This window comes from Mesorhizobium sp. M0077 (genome assembly GCF_040322955.1).
In the GTDB taxonomy this organism is placed as follows: Bacteria; Pseudomonadota; Alphaproteobacteria; order Rhizobiales; family Rhizobiaceae; genus Mesorhizobium.
This window is the reverse complement of sequence record NZ_JAMYUL010000002.1, coordinates 388,053-406,455: the sequence shown is the minus strand read 5'-3', so window position 1 is coordinate 406,455 and position 18,403 is coordinate 388,053. Positions and strand designations below refer to the sequence as shown.

Genomic DNA, 18,403 nt, shown 5'->3' with positions numbered 1-18,403 from the left:
TTGTCTCCCGTTCGATTCGACCAGCATGGTACAGCTGCCTTGTTAAATGCACGATGAATGAAAGCCCTCGCGGAGGCAGCACAATGATCGACCATCCACGGCGGCTGATGTTACAACTGCTATTGGCATTGGCAATCTCTGGTATTGGGCGCTTCGCCTATGCAGGGAATGCGGGCGACGGCGTCGACCAGCCGGCGGCCAAGGCCGCCTTGCTCAAGGTCTATCCCGGACTTTTCACCATTTCGGGCAATGTACTGACCTGGACCGACGGCACCACGATGGTGTGGGACGACGGCAAGGCGCGCGAAGCCGACGCGCTGCTGGAGAGCCCTGACATCGAAGACATGTTTCGCTACGTCTATCCCGGAGCAGCCGAGGGCGCGCTGGTCCCGGCGGAGGATTTCGATCCCGGCCGTATCCGCAATGAACCTTTCTTCGAGAAGCTCTACGGGGCAAGTGCCGCCGAGGTGGGCAAGCACATCGCCAACGTCAAATGGTTGCCGAAGCTCGGCAAGAAGACCGTGCAGGTCACCAGGATTTTCGGCATCAACGACCGGCTGGGCAAGGTCTCCGCTGCGCTTGAGGCGATGCCCGCGGAGCTGAGCCGTTACGGGCTCAAGCCCGGCGGCGGCTTTGTCTGGCGGCCGATCGCCGGCACCGACCGGTTGAGCGTTCACTCGTTCGGAGCGGCCTTCGATATCAATGTCGGCTTCTCCGACTATTGGTACAACAACAGGAACAAAACCAACCCGAAGGCCCACATTCCCTTCAAGAACCGGATTCCGCTGGAAATCGTGGAATTGTTCGAGAAAAACGGCTTCATCTGGGGCGGGCGCTGGTATCACTACGACACCATGCACTTCGAATACCGGCCTGAGTTGCTGCTGTACAAGAAATCCGGCTGATCACGGCGGCAGCAGCCGGAAATCCTTGCCTTCGGGCAGCAACTGGCCGCCATCGACGATAATCGTCGTGCCGGTGATATAGCTGGCATCGTCGGAGGCGAGGAACAGGAAGGCGTTTGCGACGTCGCGCGGGCTGCCGAGGCGTCCCAACGGGATGGAGTCCTCCATGTTCTTGATGTACGCGGCGCCGCGATGCAGCTCGATCGCTTCGGTCAGGATGTTGCCGGGCTCGACGCCGTTGACGGTGATGCCGTAGCCCGAAAATTCCAGCGCCGCCGAGCGGATGAAGCCGTTGATGCCGGCCTTGCTGGCGGCATAGTGGCCGTGGCCGGGGCTGGTGACGTGCGGACCGGTGATCGACGAGGTGTAGAGCATGCGCCCGTAACCTTGCACCTTCATCGGCGCCAGCGCCGCCAGCGTGGTGTTGAACGTGCCGCGCAGATTGACCGCCATCACCCGGTCCCAGTCGTCCGGGCTGGTGTTTTCGATCAGCTGCCAGGGATAGATGCCGGCATTCTGCACGACGATGTCGAGGCGGCCATGGCGGCTCAGCGCCAGCGCCACCGCAGCTTCTGCATCGGCCATTTGCGAGATGTCGGTGCGAATGAAATCCGCGCCGAGCTCGTCCGCGGTCGCCTGGCCGGCTTCGGCCTCGCTGTCGGCCAGGACCAGCCTTGCGCCTTCCTCGGCAAAGCGCAGCGCAATGCCCTTGCCGATGCCGCGCGCGCTGCCGACGATAAGCGCGACCTTGTCTTGCAGCCGTCCGGTCATGTGAGCTGTCCTGTCATGCGAGTCTTTGGCGAATGGTTTGCTTGAAGGCGTCGAGCAGCACGGCGGCGAGCACCAGCAGGCCATGGATCACCTGGGTGAAATTGGCCGGCAGGCCCATCAGGTTGATTGCCGTGTTGATGGAGGAGAGCAGCAGCACGCCGGCATAGACGCCGGGCAAGGTGCCGACACCGCCTTTCAGGCTGACGCCGCCGATGACGACCGCGGCAAAGGCGTTGAACAACAGCCCGGTGCCGAGATTGGCGGTGGCGCCCGAGGTGCGGATGGCGAGCAGCCAGCCGGCGAGGCCGGCAATGGCGCCGGCAAGTACGAAGGCGATGATCAGATTGCGGTTGACGCGGATGCCGGCGCGGAAGGTCGCGGTCTCGTTGCCGCCGATCATCACGAGGTGGCGGCCGAACGGCGTTTTGGCCATGATCAGCGAGAACAGGACGAAACAGGCGACCGCGATCCAGGCGGTCAGCGGCAGGCCGGCCATTCGCTGGATGCCGAACCCGCGGATGGCCGGCGCCAGATCCTGTGCCGAGCGGCCGCCGGAAATCACCAGCACCAGGCCGCGCACCCAGATGTAGGACGCCAGCGTAATGATAAAGGCGCTCATCTTCACCTTGACCACGAGATAGCCGTTGAAGGCGCCGATGAGGCCGCCGACGGCCAGCGCAACCAGCAGCGAAACCGGAACCATCAGCCATTGCGGATTGAGCTGTATGCCCATGCCGATGCCCGATGAGCAGAACAGGATGCCGACCGCCATGGCGCTGAGTGCGGCCACCGATTCCACCGACAGGTCCATATGGCCGGCAATGATGACCAGCGACAGGCCGATCGACATCACGCCGAGAACGCTCGAGGCCTCGATGATGTTGGCGAAGATGCCGAGCTGGAAATAGTTGGGGACGAAGACGGAAAAGACAACCAGCACAAAGATCAGCATGAACCAGACGAGGTTGTCGAGGACGAACTCCAGGGCTTTGCGGCTGCGCGGGTTCATGGGCTGATCCGGTTGGCGCCCCCGAGAAAATCAGGCTGAGAAATCAACTCGATTTCATCGGGTTCAGGCGCGGGTTTAGGTTCGCCACGGTGTCCTGGGACGCGGCGTCGTGAATGGGCAGGCTCCGGGCCGCAATGGCCCGGAGCGCTTCGCTAGGCGACTATTCGACAGACTTGATCGTGTCCGTCGGCGGCTTCTGGTTGCCCCAGAAGGCCGGATTGTCGACGTTTTCCTTGGTGATGGCGGCGCCCGGGATCTTGATGTTGGGGCCCCAGCTCTCCTTGGTCACGGTCGACTTCAAGCCGAGCACGTCATACTCGCCAGGCTTGATTTCCTGCTTGCCGGCGATCTTGTCCATGAACATCGCCACGGCCGCGGCCTGCGCGTAGAGCGGCTGCTCGACTTCGACATTGAGCCAGCCCTTGCGGATCAGGTCGAGACCGACCGGAGCGCCGTTCGAGCTCATCAGCATGACGTCGCCCGGCTTCTTGCCGGCGGCCTCGAGCGAGGCGACGGCTGCGACCGACAGGTGCGCGGCATGGCTGAAGATCAGGTCGATGTCGGGGTTGGCGAGCATCTGGTCGGCAACGATCGTGCCGGCGTTGCTGGCTTCCCATTGCATGGCCGGCAGCGAGATGATCTTGACGTCAGGAAACGCCTTCAACTTCTCCTCGAAACCCTTCTGGATGTCGAGCGTGTAGGGATCGCCGGGATCGCCGAGCACCTGCAGGATCTTGCCCTTCACAGAACCGTTCTTGGCGGTCAGAAGCTTTTGCGCCTGCTCGGCGGCGACGTAGCCGATCTCGACCGTGCCCGCCACCGAGGTGAAATCGGACGGGGTCGAGGTGATCTGGCGGTCGAACTCGACCACCGGGATGCCGGCCGCACGCGCCGCTTCGATGGACGGCTTCAGCGCGTTGAAATCGACGGCGGCCAGGATGATCGCCGCCGGCTTCAGCGCAATGACGTCGTTCATCTGCGATTGCTGCGCGTCGGTCTTGTTGTCGGCGTTGAGTGTTTTCACCTCATAGCCGACCTGCTTGAGGAACAGCTCCAGCGCGCTCACCGAGCCGGTCTGGAATTCATCGAGCAGGGTCGGGACCATATAATAGACGGTGCCCTTGGTCTGGGACATTGCCGGCGTGAGCGAGGCAAGAGCCAGTGCCAGGATACCGAAGACAAGAACCAGTATTCGCTTCATGTCGTTCGCTCCTCTTTTATACCGGACCCCTCTTTTGTCCCTCAACCTGCCGGTCCGGCACCGGCAAGCGTCTCACCGGTGATCATGTTGATCACCGCATCGGGACTTGTTTTGTTGCGTGCGACATCGCCGGCCACGACGCCTTGCCGGATCACCACGATCCGGTCGGCGACCTGGAAAGCCTGTTGCATGATGTGGGTGATGATGACGACGCCGATGCCCTGGTTGGCCACCTGGCGGATCATCTCGAGACCGCGCCTGGTCTGCTCGACGCCGAGTGCCGCGAACGGCTCGTCAAGCAGCACCAGCTTGCCGCCCCAGTGCACGAAGCGGTTGAGCTCGATGGCCTGGCGTTGGCCGCCCGAGAGATGCTCGACATTGGTGCGCAGCGACGGGATGCGGGTGCCGGCACTTGCCAGCGCCTTGCCGACCACGGCCTCCATGGCGCGCTCGTCGAGGATGGGGACACCGAGAACCTTGCGGGTGATTTCGCGGCCCATGAAGAAATTGGCGACGACGTCGACATTGGTGCAGAGCGACAGGTCCTGGTAGACGGTCTCGATGCCGGCAGCCTTGGCCTCGGCTGGCGTTTTCGCCAGGAATTCCTTGCCCTCGAACAGCATGCGGCCGGAGCTCGGCTCGAGGCCGCCGGCGATGATCTTGACCAGTGTCGACTTGCCGGCGCCGTTGTCGCCGAGCAGCGCCACGACTTCGCCCTTGCCGATCGAGAAGCTGATGCCCCTCAGCGCATGAATGGCGCCGTAATTCTTGGTGACGTTTTCGAGTACCAGCAGCGGTTCGGTCATGCCGCCACTCCCTTGCTGTGCATGAGGTCGGACCGGCGCTCGCGCTCGGCAATGAACATCTGGCCGAAGCGCGGCGACAGCACGCCCGAAACGGCTAATGCGGCAGCGCCGCGCAGCACCGAATGCTTGCCGCCGGTCGCCACCGTCACGCGCGGTGTCTTGCGGTCGCGCCGCGCCGAGACCGAATTGGGAAGCTGTCCCGCCGCGCCGACCAGCTTTTCGAGCAGGTCGGTGGGCGCAAGCCCGCCGAGGATGACGGTTTCCGGGTCGAACACATTCTCGATGGTGACGATGGCGTTGCGGAAGATCGGCGCGATCTCGGCCACCCAGGCGGCGTCGCTGATGTTGCGGCGGCGACGTGCTTCGAGCGAGAGATACCGTTCGAGGCAGCCGCTGTTACCGCATGGGCAAGGCTCGCCACCGGGAACGGCAGGGATGTGTCCGATTTCGCCGGCATTGCCCCAGGCGCCGCGCATCACCGCGCCGTCATGCACGATGACGCCGCCGAGGCCGACGCCGAAATAGAGGTAGTAGTATTCGGAATAACCGGAGCCGAGACCGTAAAGCCGTTCGCCCATGGCCGCCGCCGCCATGTCGGTTTCGAAGAAGGCCGGCAGCCCGGTCGACGCCGCCAGCCGTTCCGGCAGCGCGACATCCTTCCAGCCGGCCATGGTCGTCGGGCCGACGAAGCTCATCGACTCCACGCCGAAGGGTCCAGGCAGCGCCATGCCGATGCCGAGCACGCGTCCGCCGGGGCGCAGCGCGGTCAGCTCGGGCACCATCGCGCCGATCAGCTCGAAGGCATGGTCGGGCGTCGCATGCGGCGCCTCGCGATGCATGCTCTCGATGACATCGCCGCTGAGATTGATGAGCGCCGCGTCGATCCCCAGCGGGGTGAGGTGGACGCCGACGGCATAGCCGCCCTCGGGGTTGATCCTGAGCGTCGCCGGCGGCAACCCGCGTCCGCGCGGCTCTTCGCGCAGCGACAGCACATAGCCATGCTCTTCGAGTTCGCGAACGATGGTCGATACGGTCTGGACGGTGAGGCCAACGCGGCCGGCAATGTCGCCGCGAGCTATGGGACCGTGAAGGCGGATGGACTCCAGCACGATGCGCCGGTTGTAAGGCCGCCCGAACTCTTGATTGGTTCCCCGCAGTGCCATGTCCCGCGCCCTTTAGGAAGGCTAAGACTTGCACAGGCAATTTATTCAGTCAAATGGAATTCAAAAATAATTCGGAATGGTTCCCAGACGCGGTGCAGGACCTGTCCCATGCGCCGCGCTGGCCGATTGCAGCCGGGCTGAAACCACCGCAATGGTGAATGACGTCAGGCGGGCGCGGGGCTCGCCCGACCAGTGATCCAGCAGGAAAACCGATGATCGAATTGCCTTTTGCGCGCGATGAGTACCAGCGGCGGCTCAAGAAGATCCGCACCGAGATGGCGGCGCGTGGGCTGGAACTGCTGGTCGTCAACGATGTCGCCAACCAGCATTACATCACCGGCTATGACGGCTGGTCGTTCTACACGCCGCAGGTCGTGCTTGTCCCGATCGAAAACGAGGCCGAGCCGGTCTGGATCGGCCGCGCCATGGATGCGGCAGGCGGCTTGCTGACGGCCTGGATGAAGCCGGAGAATGTGGTCGGCTTCCCCGAGGACCACGTGCAGCGCGCCGATCGCCATCCGATGGACTGGATAGCGGCCTGCATCGTCGCCAAGGGCTGGGGCGCGAGACATATCGGCATCGAGCTCGAAGCCTATTATTTCTCGCCGAAGGCGCATGCCCGGCTCGTCGCCGGCCTGCCCAATGCGAAATGGCACGACGCCGATCTGCTGGTGAACTGGATCCGCGCCGTCAAATCCGCGCCCGAAATTGCTTATCTGCGCAAGGCGTCGACACTTGCCGAATCGGCGGTTTCGCGGGCCTTCGAAGTCATCGCGCCAGGCGTGCGCGAATGCGATGCGATTGCCGCGATCCAGGCGGCGCAGATTGCCGGCAGTCCAGACTTCGCCGGCGACATCACGGCACTGCCGCCGACCATCCTCGGCGGCGAGAATGCATCGGCTCCGCACATCATGTGGAGCGATCGGCGCTTCGGCAAGGACGAAACGATTGCGCTCGAACTTGCCGGTGTCTGCCGCCGCTATGCCGCAGGCCTCGCCCGAACGATGCAGCTCGGCAAGACGCCGGCTTGTGTCGCCGACACCGCAAAGGCGGTGATCGAAGGCATGGATGCGGTGCTCGACGCGGTCAGGCCGGGGACCACAGCCGAAGCGGTCGAGGCCGCATGGCGCAAGGTTATCCAGCGCTACGGGCTGAAGAAGGAATCGCGCATCGGCTACTCCATCGGCGTCGCTTATCCCCCGGATTGGGGCGAGCACACGATCAGCCTGCGGCCCGGCGACAAGACCGCGCTGCAACCCGGCAACGTCCTGCACTCCATTCTTGGCATGTGGATGGATGGCTGGGGCATCGAGATCAGCGAGACCATTCTGGTGACCGAGACCGGCCATGAGACGCTGACCAAATTCCCGCGAGACATCCATGTCAAATCCTGACCGGTCAGCCACGACGGACGCCACCGCGACCCGCCTGACGCATCTGCTCAATATTGGATCGTCCGGCGCTCGATCAGCACCACAAGACAAAACAGGACGATCGACAGGCCCGATGACAGCACGATCGCCGCGTAGAGGCGGTCCGACTGGTAGTTGAAGGACGCCTGGATGATCAGCACGCCAAGTCCTTGGTCGGAGCCGATCCATTCGCCGACAATGGCGCCGATCACGGCGGTGGCCGAGGCAATCCTCAGCGATGAGAACAGCATCGGCAAAGCGCGCGGCAGCCGCAGGCTCCAAAACACTTCTGGGCGCGTGCCTCAGAGGGTTTCCAGCTTGCAGAAACTTCACGCCGCAGGGCGTGAGTCAACGATCACGACGCCGGAGCACGCGATGTCGGATTGCCAAACAACAGGATGGTACAACGGGTGAAGGAGGCGGGGGCGTGCAACCAGCCGCCTGGCTTGACCCTACAGATACTGCTCGACCTTCTTGCCGACGGTCAGGAAGCGCAGCGGGTCGATGGCCTCGCCATTGTGGCGGACCTCGTAGTGCAGGTGCGGGCCGGTCGAACGGCCGCTGCTGCCGGTTTTGCCAATGATGTCGCCGGCTGCGAGTTTTTGGCCGACGGCAACGTCGATCTCGCTCAGATGGCCGTAGCGCGTGGCAAAGCCGTTGCCGTGATCGACCTCGACCATGCGGCCATAGCCGCCGTTCCAGCCGGCCTTGGTAACGATTCCGGCCGCCGTGACCTTGGCTGCCATGCCGACCGGCGCGCGGAAATCCATGCCCGAGTGCAGGGCAGCGGTGCCGAGGATGGGGTCAGTGCGTACGCCGAACGGGCTGGTGACGGAGTGGCCCGGCGCCGGGTTGGCGAGCGGCAGCCGCCGCGCCTCTTTCTTCAACTGGTCGAGCGTATCCAGCGCCTCGTCCAGTTCCTTGACCTTGCTGTCGAACATCATCGAGCTGTCAAGCGGGATCAGCGGTCCGCCGACATCGCTTTCGTTTTTGCCGAAATCGCTGTCGACCGGCAGACCGGCCGCTTCCAGCGCCTGGGTGATGGCATCGGCGTTCTTGTAGGCGTTGTCGGCCAGGGTTTCGATGCGGGTGAGTTGCTGGCTCTCGATAGCCTTCAGTGAATCATTGATCGAGACGAACAATTTGTCGGCGCGGTCCGCAGCCGTTTCGCTGGGCAGCGGATCGGAACGTGTCGACCACAGCGAGAATGGCCTGGTGTCGCCCGAACCAAGGCTGGCGACCGAATAGGCGAGTGGCTCGCCGCCAGTCAGTTCGGCATGTTCGTCGGGTTTTGTTGTCGCTGCGGCATCAGCGGTTGGCGGCGTCCCGACTTCGTTTTCTGCCCGCTCGAGAATCGGGCCGAGGCGGCCATGGCGCTGGCTGAGCTGGCTCTGCCGCTCGATCAATTCGCTGACCTTGGTTTCCATCAGTTTTTGGTCGAGAAGCTGGCGGCTGGTGATGCGGTCGACCTGCGCGCGCAATGCGGAAATGCGATCTTCATAGGCCTGCTGCATGCGCGCCTGCCGGGCCGTGGTGGCGCCGATCAGATCGTCGCGCAGTACGAGATAGGAGGTCGCCAAGAGATAGCCGATGGCGATCGCCGCCAGTGCCGAGCCGAGAAAGGCGACGAGCCACGGCCGGATGGTGAAATGCCGTATTTCATTGCCCCGCGCAATGATGACCGTATGCGGCTCCTTGCGCCTGCCGAAGACCGCTGACTGACCGGTTAGGTTCACGGGACCAAGCTTTCGTTACGACACCAACGAAGCCCGATTACACATTATTAGGGTTAACAAAGTTTTGCCGTTCGCGGGCGCGCTAGTGGCCAACGGTGTCAGCCACCCGCATATGTCTTACGCCCCAATGCACTGCGCGGCGTTGGCCAGATCGGTGGCGCCTCAAAGCGCGCGCACCGCCTCCAGCACTGCTTCGGCATGGCCTTTCACCCGGACCTTGCGCCAGATCCCGGCGATCCGCCCGTCCTTGCCGATCAGGAACGTCGCCCGCTCGACGCCCATATAGTTGCGGCCATACATCGTCTTCTCGACCCATAGATTGTAGGCCTCGATCACCTTGCGCTCCTCGTCGGCAACCAGGTCGACGGTGAGATCGTATTTCGTTTTGAACTTGTCGTGCTTCTTCACGCTGTCCGGCGACAGGCCGATCACCACGGCGCCGGCCTTTTCGAACTCCGGCTTCAGCTGCGAAAAGCTGATCGCCTCATTGGTACAACTTGTGGTGTCGTCCTGCGGATAGAAATAAAGTACAACAGGCTTCCCCCGCATCGAGGCAAGGCTGAGTGAGCCGCCGCCGTCGCGCGGAAGATCGAATTGCAGCGCAACGTCGCCAATGTCGAGATCAGCCATATCGATGCCCTTGTTTGAGGTTACGCGGCCCTAAATCAAAGAGATAGAGCATGATGTCGTCCGAAAACCGCCTCACACTTTTCGGCATCATGCTCTAGCCTGCGTCGTTATAGTGTCGGGCGGGGATTCGTCCACGATCGAATTCGCACAACGGAAAATTGCGTGGATCAGGAAGAACCGCAGCACGAGAAAATCCGATTCAGGCGTGACGAGATCACCGACCTGGGGGCTTTCCCGTCCGCTTGCCGCGTGCCGCCGCTCGGCAAGGCACGGATCGGCCGCGGCTTTCGCATCCTTGCCCGGCTGTTTGCCGGCATTGGAGCCCTTGTGCTGCTGGCAGCGGCCGCCGTCTACGTCATCGGCGCCACCGGCATCGGCAACGAACGGCTGCGGTTGGAAGCCGAAACGGCGATCGAGAAACTGGCCGGTTTCGACGTCAAAGTCGCCGTCGGTCCTGCCAGCCTGACACTTGACGGATCGAGCTTCATTGCGCTGCAGGTCAAGGATGTCAGCGTCGAGACGGCCGACGGCAAGCCGATGGCCGATGCCGGGCGCGTCCGCTTCGGCATCCGGTTGATCCCGCTGCTTTCGGGCGAGGTTCGGCTGACCAGCGCCAGGATTTCCGACGCCCATATCGTCACCGCGGCAATGCCGTCGGGTGGCGACTGGACAGCGCGCCTGCGCAATCAAGACGGTCTCATCGATCCGGAAAAACTGGCCGCCGCCGTCTTCAGTGACGTCAATCGTGCACTCGATGCCGTGCGCGAGGATTCGATGCGCCGCATCGATCTCAAAAATGTCGCATTCGAGCTGCCCGAGGCCGGATCGGTCAAGCTGGTGATGATCGCCAACGCGACGGTGCTGCAGTCGGGCCCCGGCAGCGTGGAGTTCTCGTCCGAGGCGGATGTCGATGGCCGCGCGCTCACCGTCACGGCCACCGCCACCCGCGATACGAGCTCGATGCGCGTCACCGCCTTGAACGCCGCCATCGACATGGCGGATGTCGCGGAGACAACGCCGGCGGCCGGCGGGCGAACCGGCGCGATTGCTTTGAAGCTCACCGGATCCGAAGGCTCGGGCGAGACCGATTCGCGGCTGACGGGCTCGCTGTCGCTAACCGGCTCGGTGCTCGACCTCGGCACACGCGGGCTGTTGCCGGCCGATGTCAATGTCGACGCCGCCCTCGTCTCCGGCTCCAACAAGATCGATGTCGGCAGGCTGGTTCTAAAGACCGGGCGCTCGGCGTTCAATTTCGCCGGCTCGATCGGGCCAAAGCCGTCGACCGGCGCGGCCGGCGAGGAGCCTTCCTATCGTTACGACCTGACCAGCGACGGCTCGACGCTGGCGCCTTCGGAATCGCCCGAGCCGGCGCTGAATTTCTTCGCCCGCATCGCCGGCGTCTATCAGGTCAAGAGCCGCAAGCTTGTCGCCGACCAGATCGGCATCAGGTCGGGATCGGGGAGCGAAGTGCTGGGAACCGCTGCGGTTTCCTTCATCGACAACGGACCGCCGGGTATCTCGGTGTCGCTCAACGTCCACGACATGGCGGTCTCGCACGTCAAGCAATTGTGGCCCTGGTTCTCGGCCAAGAACGCGCGGCTGTGGGTGCTGCAGAACCTGTTTGGCGGCCGCGTCGTCGATGCCAGCCTGCAGTTCCAGGTCGTGCCGGGGCGTCTCGGCAACGGCGTGCCGCTTTCGGCCGACGAGGTGTTCGGCCGCTTCCAGGTCGAGGGCTCGCGTTTCGACACCGCCGGCCGCATCCCGCCGATACGCGATGCCGTCGGCGTCGTTTCCTTCCACGGCAACGATGTCGACGTCGCGCTGTCGTCGGGCAGCGTCTATATGCCGAGCGGCCGCACCGTGGCGGCAAGCAATGGCACACTGTCGGTAAAGGCGGCAAACCACCCGCCGGTGATCGGCGCGCTCGACATCGACGTCGCCGGCGAGGCGCCGGCCATCGCCGAACTTGCCTCCTACGAACCGATCAACGCCATGCGCCATGTCGGCATCTTGCCGGACGACCTGTCGGGCACGGTGACCGGCCACGTCAAGGCCGACATTCCGTTGCAATCCGGCGTCGACACGTCGAAGCTCGATTGGCTGGTATCGCTCGACTACAAGGACCTGTCGCTCGCCAAGCCGTTCGAAGGCCAGATGGTGACCGATGCCGACGGCTCGATCGAAGTCGGGCCCGGCAAGGCGGTGATCTCTGCCAAGGCGCGGCTGAACGGCATTCCAGCCGAGCTCGATCTGGTTGAGCCGCTCAGGGATGGCGGGCCGCCGCGCAGCCGCAAGGTGGCGCTTGTGCTCGACGACAAGACGCGCGCCATCGCCATGCCTGGCCTGTCGCCGCTGATTTCCGGCACCATCAAGGTGGCAATCGACAAGAGCGGCGAAGGCGGCAGCCAGAACGTCGACGTCGACCTGACGAGCGCCAGGCTGGACATTCCCTGGGCAGGCTGGAGCAAGGGGCCGGGCATTGCCGCCAATGCCACTTTTACCATGAGCAAGTCCGGCGATACCACGACGCTGTCCGACTTCGACCTCGACGGAAAGAGCTTTTCGGTCGAAGGCGATGTCGTCCTGGTCAAGGGCGCGCTGTCTTCGGCCCGCTTCAGCAAAGTCGCCTTGAACCGGGGCGACGATGTCGCCGTGACGGTGAAGCGGTCGGGCAAGGGCTTCGCAGTCGATGTCAGCGGCAACGCGCTCGATGCCCGCTCGCTGATCAAGCAGTTCACCTCCGATGTCGATACCGCCACCAAAACCACCGGCACGGACGCGGTTTCGGTTAGCGCCGACGTCAATTCGCTAAGCGGGTTCCATGACGAGGTCCTGTCCAATTTGAAGCTCGACTACAGTGCCGCCGGCTCCAGGGTGAACAGGCTCAAGGTCAGCGCCGCGGCAAGTTCCGGCGCCGCCATCACCATCAGCAATACGGCAGGCAATGGTGCTCGCGCGCTCACCATGAAGTCGGCCGACGCAGGCGCCATATTGCGCTTCCTCAACATCTACGAGCATATGGAAGGCGGATCGATCACGCTGGCGCTCAGCGGCGCAGCCGACGGCCCGATGCGGGGACAGGTCGATTCGAGCAACTTCTTCATCGTCAATGAACCGAAGCTTGCGTCCATCGTATCGACTACGCCAGCCGGCGACAGCCGCAGCCTGAACGAAGCGGTCAAGGGCAAGATCGACACTTCGCGGGTAAAGTTCGAGCGCGGCTTTACCGAGATCGACAAGGGGTCGGGCTATTTGAAATTGGCGAATGGCGTGCTGCGCGGCCCGCGCATCGGCACCACCTTCCAAGGCACGCTCTACGACCAGAACAACAATATGGACATGACCGGAACCTTCATGCCGGCCTATGGCCTCAACCGCATCTTCGGCGAGTTGCCGTTGGTCGGCGTTCTGCTCGGCAACGGCCGCGACCGAGGCCTGATCGGCGTCACCTACCGGCTTAAGGGCAACGCCAACAAGCCGGTGCTGGACATCAACCCGCTATCGGTAATCGCGCCGGGCATTTTCCGGTCGATCTTCGAGTATCGCTGAGGATCCCAGAAGACGGCTCAGGCAGGCCGCACAAGCACGTGCTTTTTCTTGCCCACTGAAAGCTTTGCGACGTTTTCCGGACTCAAATCCTGAGGCGTCACCATCCGCCGGTCGTCCGCCACCGGCTGGTCGTTGAGGCGCACGGCGCCGCCCTGGATATGCCGGCGCGCCTCGCCGTTCGACCCGGCAAGGCCCGCGGTGACCAGCAGCGACAGGATGCCGATGCCAGCTTCCAGCGCTGCGCCATCCACCTCGACGCTCGGCAGGGTTTCGGCCGTCACGCCTTCCTCGAACGTCTTGCGCGCGGTTTCCTCGGCCGCGAGCGCCGCCTCGCGGCCGTGCACGATGGCCGTGGTTTCTGTGGCCAGCACCTTCTTGGCCTCGTTGATCTCCGAGCCGCCAAGGGCGGCCAACCGCGCGATCTCCGAAAGCGGCAGCCGGGTGAAGATCTTCAGGAAGCGCTCGACGTCGGCATCCTCGGTGTTGCGCCAGTATTGCCAGAAATCATAGGGCGAGAAGAGGTCGCCGTTCAGCCACACCGCGCCCTTGGCCGATTTGCCCATCTTGGCGCCCGACGATGTCGTCAGCAGCGGCGTGGTCAGCGCATAAAGCTGCGGCGTGCCCATGCGGTGGCCGAGATCGACGCCGTTGATGATGTTGCCCCACTGGTCCGAACCGCCCATCTGCAGCCGGCAGTCGTGGCGGCGGCTGAGCTCGACGAAATCATAGCCTTGCAGGATCATGTAGTTGAATTCGAGGAAGGACAGCGACTGTTCGCGCTCGAGCCGCAGCCTGACGCTGTCGAAGGTCAGCATCCGGTTGACCGAAAAGTGGCGGCCGACATCGCGCAGGAACTCGACATAGTTGAGCTTCATCAGCCAGTCGGCATTGTTGACCATGATGGCGTCGTTGCCAGTGTCGCCGAAGCGCAGGATGCGGCCAAAAATTCGCTTGATGCCCTCGATGTTGGTGGCGATCGCCTCGGGCGTCAAAAGGCTGCGCTGGTCGTCACGGAAGGACGGGTCGCCGATCATCGAGGTGCCGCCGCCCATCAGTGCGATCGGCCGGTGGCCGGTCTCCTGCATCCAGTAGAGCATGGTCGCCGATATCAGATTGCCGATGTGCAGGCTGGTCGCCGTGGCGTCGTAGCCGACATAGGCGGTCACGGTTTCCTTCGCGAAAAGTTGATCCAGCCCGGTCTCATCCGAAATCTGGTGGATGAAGCCGCGCTCGCTCATGACGCGCAGGAATTCGGACTTGAAGGCGGGCATTGTTTCTTCCTGAAAGCGCCGGGTCCGAACGGCCCGGCATGGCCTGAACGCGGGCGTTTAGCATCCAAGCGCGTCAAGCAAAAGTGGTTTCCGATTTTGCGCCGGCATGGACAGCCTATTCTGCACTGCCGCGCATGCTTGCTTCATCCTGTCGGCTGGCGTAATGAGGCGCCGCGCCAACGGGTTCGATCCGCTGGAACGGCACCGCACGGCATCCACCGAATGCCATATCTTGTGACAGAGCCCGACGCGATATGCCGGACGCATTGATATCCATCGTCATTCCCTGCCGCAACGAGGCGGCGAACCTGCCGCTGCTGATCGACGAGATCGAGGCGGCGATGACCGGGCGCGACTTCGAAATCATCGTCGTCAATGACGGTTCGACTGACGACACCGCTTCGGTGCTTGCCGCTGAAGCCGCCAAACGTCCGTTTCCGCTTCGGCAGCTTCGGCACGAAAAATCCGCCGGCCAGTCGCTTTCGGTGCGCTCGGGCGCCTGGGCGGCGCGCGGCTCGATAATCGCCACCATCGACGGCGACGGCCAGAACGACCCGCAATATATCCCCGTGCTGGTCGATGCGCTGCGCCAGGCTGGGCCTGGTTTCGGAGCCGCGCAGGGGCAGCGCTTGAAGCGCCGCGATAGCAAGATCAAGCAATTGGCATCGCGTTTCGCCAACTGGCTGCGCGGCGCGATCCTGCATGACGACACCCGCGACACCGGTTGCGGCCTGAAGGCGATCCACACCGATATCCTGCGCAAACTGCCGTTTTTCGACGGTACGCATCGTTTCGTTCCGGCGCTTGTCATCCAGGAAGGCTACCGCGTCGTCCATTGCGACGTCGTCGACCGCTCCCGCCGCCACGGCAAGTCGAATTACGGCATCTTCGATCGCGGCCTGCAGGGCGCGCTCGATCTCGCCGGCGTCTGGTGGCTTCGGCGCCGGCGCCGCAGAATGCCAAAGGTAGAGGAAATCACGCATGGCTAACGTGTTTCAGGAATTGGCGACCTGGCTGCACCAGGTTTTCGTCAAGCAGTTCGACGCCTGGGTTCTGCTCGGCTTCGTTGCCCAGTTCTTCTTCACCATGCGCTTCCTGGTGCAGTGGATCGCTTCGGAAAAGGCCAAGCGCAGCGTCGTGCCGATCGCTTTCTGGTTCTTCTCGCTGTTCGGCGGCGGGCTGCTGCTGGTCTACGCCATCCAGCGTGAGGATCCGGTGTTCATCGCCGGCCAGGCCATGGGCATGGTGATCTATGTCAGAAATTTATGGCTCATCGCCAATGAGCGCAAGGCGGCGATGACCAAGGTCGACTGAGCCACCAGTCCCGCCAAATCCAGTCTGTCCGGTGTTGACCAGTCTGTCCGGTGTCGAAATGAGCAGGAACTACATCTTTCTCTTCCTGTTCAGCCTGGTGATGACGGCGTCGGGACTGGCCTCTTTGCCGCCGCTCGACCGCGACGAGCCGCGCTTCGTCCAGGCGACCAAGCAGATGACGGAGACCGGCGACTATGTCGACATCCGCTTCCAGGACGCGTCGCGCTACCAAAAGCCGATCGGCATCTACTGGCTGCAATCGGCGGCGGTGACGCTGAGCGGCGAGGGGGCACAGGCGCCGATCTGGATTTACCGGCTGATCTCGGCGCTGGGCATCGCCATCGCCGTCGTCGCAATCGCCTGGACCGGGGCCAATCTGTTCGGCGCCAATGCCGGTCTTGCCGCCGGCCTGGTCATGGCGGCGATTTTCGCTACCGCCTTCGAAGGCCGCGACGCCAAGACCGACGCGATGCTGCTTGCCTGCTGCGTTCTGGCGCAAGGCGCGCTGGCGCAGATTTATCTGGCATCGCGCCGCAACGAGCCTGTCGCCGGCCATCTGCCGTGGATTTTCTGGGCTGCGCAGGGCGCTGCGATCCTCATCAAGGGGCCGATTACACCGCTGCTGTCGGCGCTGACGGTGCTCACGCTGGTTGCCTTCGAGCGCGATTGGTGCTGGCTGGCAAAGCTGAAAGCGGCGCGAGGGCTGGCTCTGGTTCTGCTCATCGTGCTGCCCTGGCTCGCCCTCATCACCTGGAAGAGCAACGGCGCCTTCCTGCAGCAGGCCGTCGGCAAGGATATGCTCGGCAAGGTCGCGCAAGGCGAGGAGTCGCACGGCGTTCCGCCGGGCTTCTACGTGCTGACCTATTGCCTGTTCATGTGGCCGTTCGGCCTTGTGGCGCTCGGCGCCGGACTGCAGGCGCTCAACCGATTGCGCGACGATCCGCGCCTGCGTTTCTGCCTCGCCTGGTACATTCCGTTCTGGCTCGTCTTCGAATTGATCCCGACGAAACTGCCGCATTATGTGCTGCCGGCCTATCCCGGCATGGCCCTGCTCATCGGCTGGCTTTTGACGCTGACGCCGCAAGAGGCAAATGCGCCGCTCAGGCGCTGGCAGACATGGCTGTGGTGGGCGACCGCATTCGGCACCGTTCTGGTGACAGTCGGTCTCGCCGTGCTTTGCGTCGGTGCGCCGATCTATCTCATGAAGACATTTTCATGGTGGAGCGTTCCGGCCGCCGCGGCAGCATTGGGCGCCGGCTACCTCGCTGTTTCGCGCCAGACGCTGGTGCCGCTGGTCCGCATCGGCGGGGCTGCGGTTTGCGCCGGTATAACCTACGCCCTGCTGTTCGGTGTCATCGTGCCGTCACTGAAACCGATTTGGATGAGCCGGGAAATCGAGGCTGCGGTTCGCGCCGATCGTCCCTGTGAGATGAGCGTGCTCGCCTCCGCGCAATATCACGAACCGAGCCTGGTATTTCTGGTGGGCACAAAGACGGTACTGACCGATGTCGACGGGGTTGCGCAACATCTGCTTGGCGATCCGGCCTGCGCGCTGGGCCTGGCGCCGGTCGGCGATCAAAAACGGCTGGATGACCTTCTGGCAGGGCAAGGCAAGAAGGCCAGCCGCGTCGCCGAGATCGACGGCATCAACTATTCGTCAGGTGATAAATTGTCGCTCGGCCTGTACCGTGTGGCGAACTAATAGCTCTTCGATGATCGCGCCGAGCTCCGCATGTTGATGAAGTCGCCATCGCCGGCGCGTGCCGCTATGCCTGCCATGCTCCGGCAGTCTGTCGATAATTTCCGCGATACTTTCGGGATTGTACGGCATCGCCTGGCGACGCGCCCGGCGCGCTACCCGAAAATCCTGTGGTCGGTCTGGGTGGTGGCCTGGCTTTTGCTGACGGTCGCGGTGTCGCTCCGTTTCGACCATCTTGCGGGCACCATGGCGAGGCAGTGGGCTTCAGGCTCGACCAATGTCTTTCGCATCGCCGAGTTTTTTACCTTCTTCGGCCTCGGCGGCTGGTATCTTGTCCCGTCGGTACTGGTGCTGATTGCCGCGAATCTGACGGATTGGCGCAGCCTTTCCCGGCGCGCGCGGATGACCTTCTACAACTGGACCTGCTTTGCTTTCATGGTGCTGGGTTCGATCGCACTCTCGGCCATGGTCGTCAACGTGCTGAAATATGGCGTGGGCAGAGCCAGGCCAATGAATTTCGACAAGCTCGGCGATCTGTCGCTGCATCCTTTTTCCATGGAGGCGCGCTTTGCCAGCTTCCCATCCGGCCATGCCACGACCATGGGTGTCATTTTCGGCATTGCGCTGCTGTTGTTGCCCCAGCGCAGATGGGTGCTGCTGGCTGCAACCTTGTCGGTCGCATCGACCCGAATCTTTATCGGCGCGCACTATCCGAGCGACACTGTCGCCGGATTCGGCCTTGGCTGTGCTGTTGCCATCGTCTGCGCGATGGTGCTTGGCCGGCTGGGATGTATCTTCCGCTACACGGCGTCGGGGTTGCCGGTGGCAAAAACTACGTTCCGCCTATTCCGTCGGGCTCGCAAACCAAACCAAAACGATGCGCCGAGACAGACGAATTTCCGCATTGGAGCAGCGCCGGCAGGCAACTGAATTGCTG

15 protein-coding genes and 1 pseudogene are annotated in these 18,403 nt (G+C 63.3%); 7 read left to right on the top strand and 9 right to left on the bottom strand.

From position 1 onward, the window contains the following. Positions 1 to 83: 83 nt before the first annotated feature. A complete protein-coding gene (locus tag NKJ57_RS06195) occupies positions 84 to 905 on the top strand; it encodes a M15 family metallopeptidase (protein ID WP_352511300.1) in 822 nt (273 codons plus the stop codon). Here NKJ57_RS06195 and NKJ57_RS06190 read toward each other — a convergent pair whose 3' ends face one another. The 5 genes from NKJ57_RS06190 to NKJ57_RS06170 form a co-directional block, all read right to left on the bottom strand. Then, positions 906 to 1,676: an SDR family oxidoreductase gene (locus NKJ57_RS06190; protein WP_352511298.1), complete on the bottom strand. Its 771-nt coding sequence runs from the start codon at positions 1,674 to 1,676 to the stop codon at positions 906 to 908. A gap of 13 nt (positions 1,677 to 1,689) precedes the next feature. Next, entirely contained in the window at positions 1,690 to 2,685 is a 996-nt protein-coding gene (locus NKJ57_RS06185; protein WP_352573668.1) for an ABC transporter permease, read from the bottom strand. A gap of 160 nt (positions 2,686 to 2,845) precedes the next feature. Next, positions 2,846 to 3,886, bottom strand: coding sequence for a sugar ABC transporter substrate-binding protein (locus NKJ57_RS06180; RefSeq protein WP_023684845.1), 1,041 nt, complete (start codon positions 3,884 to 3,886; stop codon positions 2,846 to 2,848). 41 nt (positions 3,887 to 3,927) lie between these two features. Continuing rightward, on the bottom strand, positions 3,928 to 4,692 hold the full coding sequence (locus NKJ57_RS06175; RefSeq protein WP_023669142.1) for an ATP-binding cassette domain-containing protein: 765 nt from the start codon (positions 4,690 to 4,692) through the stop codon (positions 3,928 to 3,930). Continuing rightward, positions 4,689 to 5,855, bottom strand: a complete 1,167-nt coding sequence (locus NKJ57_RS06170; protein ID WP_023694099.1) for an ROK family transcriptional regulator — start codon at positions 5,853 to 5,855, stop codon at positions 4,689 to 4,691. The genes NKJ57_RS06175 and NKJ57_RS06170 overlap by 4 nt, the downstream gene beginning before the upstream one ends. 212 nt (positions 5,856 to 6,067) lie before the next feature. Between NKJ57_RS06170 and NKJ57_RS06165 the strand changes: the two genes are divergently transcribed. After that, a complete protein-coding gene (locus NKJ57_RS06165) occupies positions 6,068 to 7,249 on the top strand; it encodes a M24 family metallopeptidase (RefSeq protein WP_352511296.1) in 1,182 nt (393 codons plus the stop codon). A gap of 47 nt (positions 7,250 to 7,296) precedes the next feature. Here the strand turns inward: NKJ57_RS06165 and NKJ57_RS06160 are convergent. From NKJ57_RS06160 to NKJ57_RS06150, 3 genes and pseudogenes are all read right to left on the bottom strand, one after another. Beyond that, positions 7,297 to 7,563: pseudogene (locus tag NKJ57_RS06160) on the bottom strand (ABC transporter permease); the annotation flags it as partial. 156 nt (positions 7,564 to 7,719) lie between these two features. Then, positions 7,720 to 9,003 (bottom strand): M23 family metallopeptidase, encoded by a 1,284-nt coding sequence (locus NKJ57_RS06155; protein ID WP_023690221.1) that lies wholly within the window; start codon positions 9,001 to 9,003, stop codon positions 7,720 to 7,722. 162 nt (positions 9,004 to 9,165) lie between these two features. Continuing rightward, positions 9,166 to 9,633: a peroxiredoxin gene (locus NKJ57_RS06150; RefSeq protein ID WP_352511294.1), complete on the bottom strand. Its 468-nt coding sequence runs from the start codon at positions 9,631 to 9,633 to the stop codon at positions 9,166 to 9,168. 162 nt (positions 9,634 to 9,795) lie between these two features. On the opposite strand from NKJ57_RS06150, the gene NKJ57_RS06145 reads away from it, so the two are divergent. Beyond that, on the top strand, positions 9,796 to 13,182 hold the full coding sequence (locus NKJ57_RS06145) for a hypothetical protein (RefSeq protein WP_352511293.1): 3,387 nt from the start codon (positions 9,796 to 9,798) through the stop codon (positions 13,180 to 13,182). 17 nt (positions 13,183 to 13,199) lie between these two features. Here NKJ57_RS06145 and tyrS read toward each other — a convergent pair whose 3' ends face one another. After that, positions 13,200 to 14,453 carry a tyrosine--tRNA ligase gene (gene tyrS, locus NKJ57_RS06140; RefSeq protein WP_023690219.1) on the bottom strand — a complete coding sequence of 418 codons (1,254 nt, stop codon included), beginning with the start codon at positions 14,451 to 14,453 and terminating at the stop codon, positions 13,200 to 13,202. A gap of 254 nt (positions 14,454 to 14,707) precedes the next feature. Between tyrS and NKJ57_RS06135 the strand changes: the two genes are divergently transcribed. The 4 genes from NKJ57_RS06135 (at position 14,708) to NKJ57_RS06120 (ending at position 18,396) form a co-directional block, all read left to right on the top strand. Further along, entirely contained in the window at positions 14,708 to 15,442 is a 735-nt protein-coding gene (locus NKJ57_RS06135; RefSeq protein WP_023726936.1) for a glycosyltransferase family 2 protein, read from the top strand. Beyond that, positions 15,435 to 15,767 carry a lipid-A-disaccharide synthase N-terminal domain-containing protein gene (locus tag NKJ57_RS06130; protein WP_023669132.1) on the top strand — a complete coding sequence of 111 codons (333 nt, stop codon included), beginning with the start codon at positions 15,435 to 15,437 and terminating at the stop codon, positions 15,765 to 15,767. The genes NKJ57_RS06135 and NKJ57_RS06130 overlap by 8 nt, the downstream gene beginning before the upstream one ends. Before the next feature lie 58 nt (positions 15,768 to 15,825). Continuing rightward, positions 15,826 to 17,469: an ArnT family glycosyltransferase gene (locus NKJ57_RS06125; protein WP_352511291.1), complete on the top strand. Its 1,644-nt coding sequence runs from the start codon at positions 15,826 to 15,828 to the stop codon at positions 17,467 to 17,469. 195 nt (positions 17,470 to 17,664) lie between these two features. Continuing rightward, entirely contained in the window at positions 17,665 to 18,396 is a 732-nt protein-coding gene (locus NKJ57_RS06120) for a phosphatase PAP2 family protein (RefSeq protein ID WP_352511289.1), read from the top strand. Positions 18,397 to 18,403: the final 7 nt, after the last annotated feature.

What these genes read in the sequence shown, in the direction of transcription:
- NKJ57_RS06195 (WP_352511300.1), top strand. Translation starts at nt 84, where the DNA reads ATGATCGACCATCCACGGCGGCTGATGTTACAACTGCTATTGGCATTG.
- NKJ57_RS06190 (WP_352511298.1), bottom strand. Translation starts at nt 1,676, where the DNA reads ATGACCGGACGGCTGCAAGACAAGGTCGCGCTTATCGTCGGCAGCGCG.
- NKJ57_RS06185 (WP_352573668.1), bottom strand. Translation starts at nt 2,685, where the DNA reads ATGAACCCGCGCAGCCGCAAAGCCCTGGAGTTCGTCCTCGACAACCTC.
- NKJ57_RS06180 (WP_023684845.1), bottom strand. Translation starts at nt 3,886, where the DNA reads ATGAAGCGAATACTGGTTCTTGTCTTCGGTATCCTGGCACTGGCTCTT.
- NKJ57_RS06175 (WP_023669142.1), bottom strand. Translation starts at nt 4,692, where the DNA reads ATGACCGAACCGCTGCTGGTACTCGAAAACGTCACCAAGAATTACGGC.
- NKJ57_RS06170 (WP_023694099.1), bottom strand. Translation starts at nt 5,855, where the DNA reads ATGGCACTGCGGGGAACCAATCAAGAGTTCGGGCGGCCTTACAACCGG.
- NKJ57_RS06165 (WP_352511296.1), top strand. Translation starts at nt 6,068, where the DNA reads ATGATCGAATTGCCTTTTGCGCGCGATGAGTACCAGCGGCGGCTCAAG.
- NKJ57_RS06150 (WP_352511294.1), bottom strand. Translation starts at nt 9,633, where the DNA reads ATGGCTGATCTCGACATTGGCGACGTTGCGCTGCAATTCGATCTTCCG.
- tyrS (WP_023690219.1), bottom strand. Translation starts at nt 14,453, where the DNA reads ATGCCCGCCTTCAAGTCCGAATTCCTGCGCGTCATGAGCGAGCGCGGC.
- NKJ57_RS06135 (WP_023726936.1), top strand. Translation starts at nt 14,708, where the DNA reads ATGCCGGACGCATTGATATCCATCGTCATTCCCTGCCGCAACGAGGCG.
- NKJ57_RS06130 (WP_023669132.1), top strand. Translation starts at nt 15,435, where the DNA reads ATGGCTAACGTGTTTCAGGAATTGGCGACCTGGCTGCACCAGGTTTTC.
- NKJ57_RS06125 (WP_352511291.1), top strand. Translation starts at nt 15,826, where the DNA reads ATGAGCAGGAACTACATCTTTCTCTTCCTGTTCAGCCTGGTGATGACG.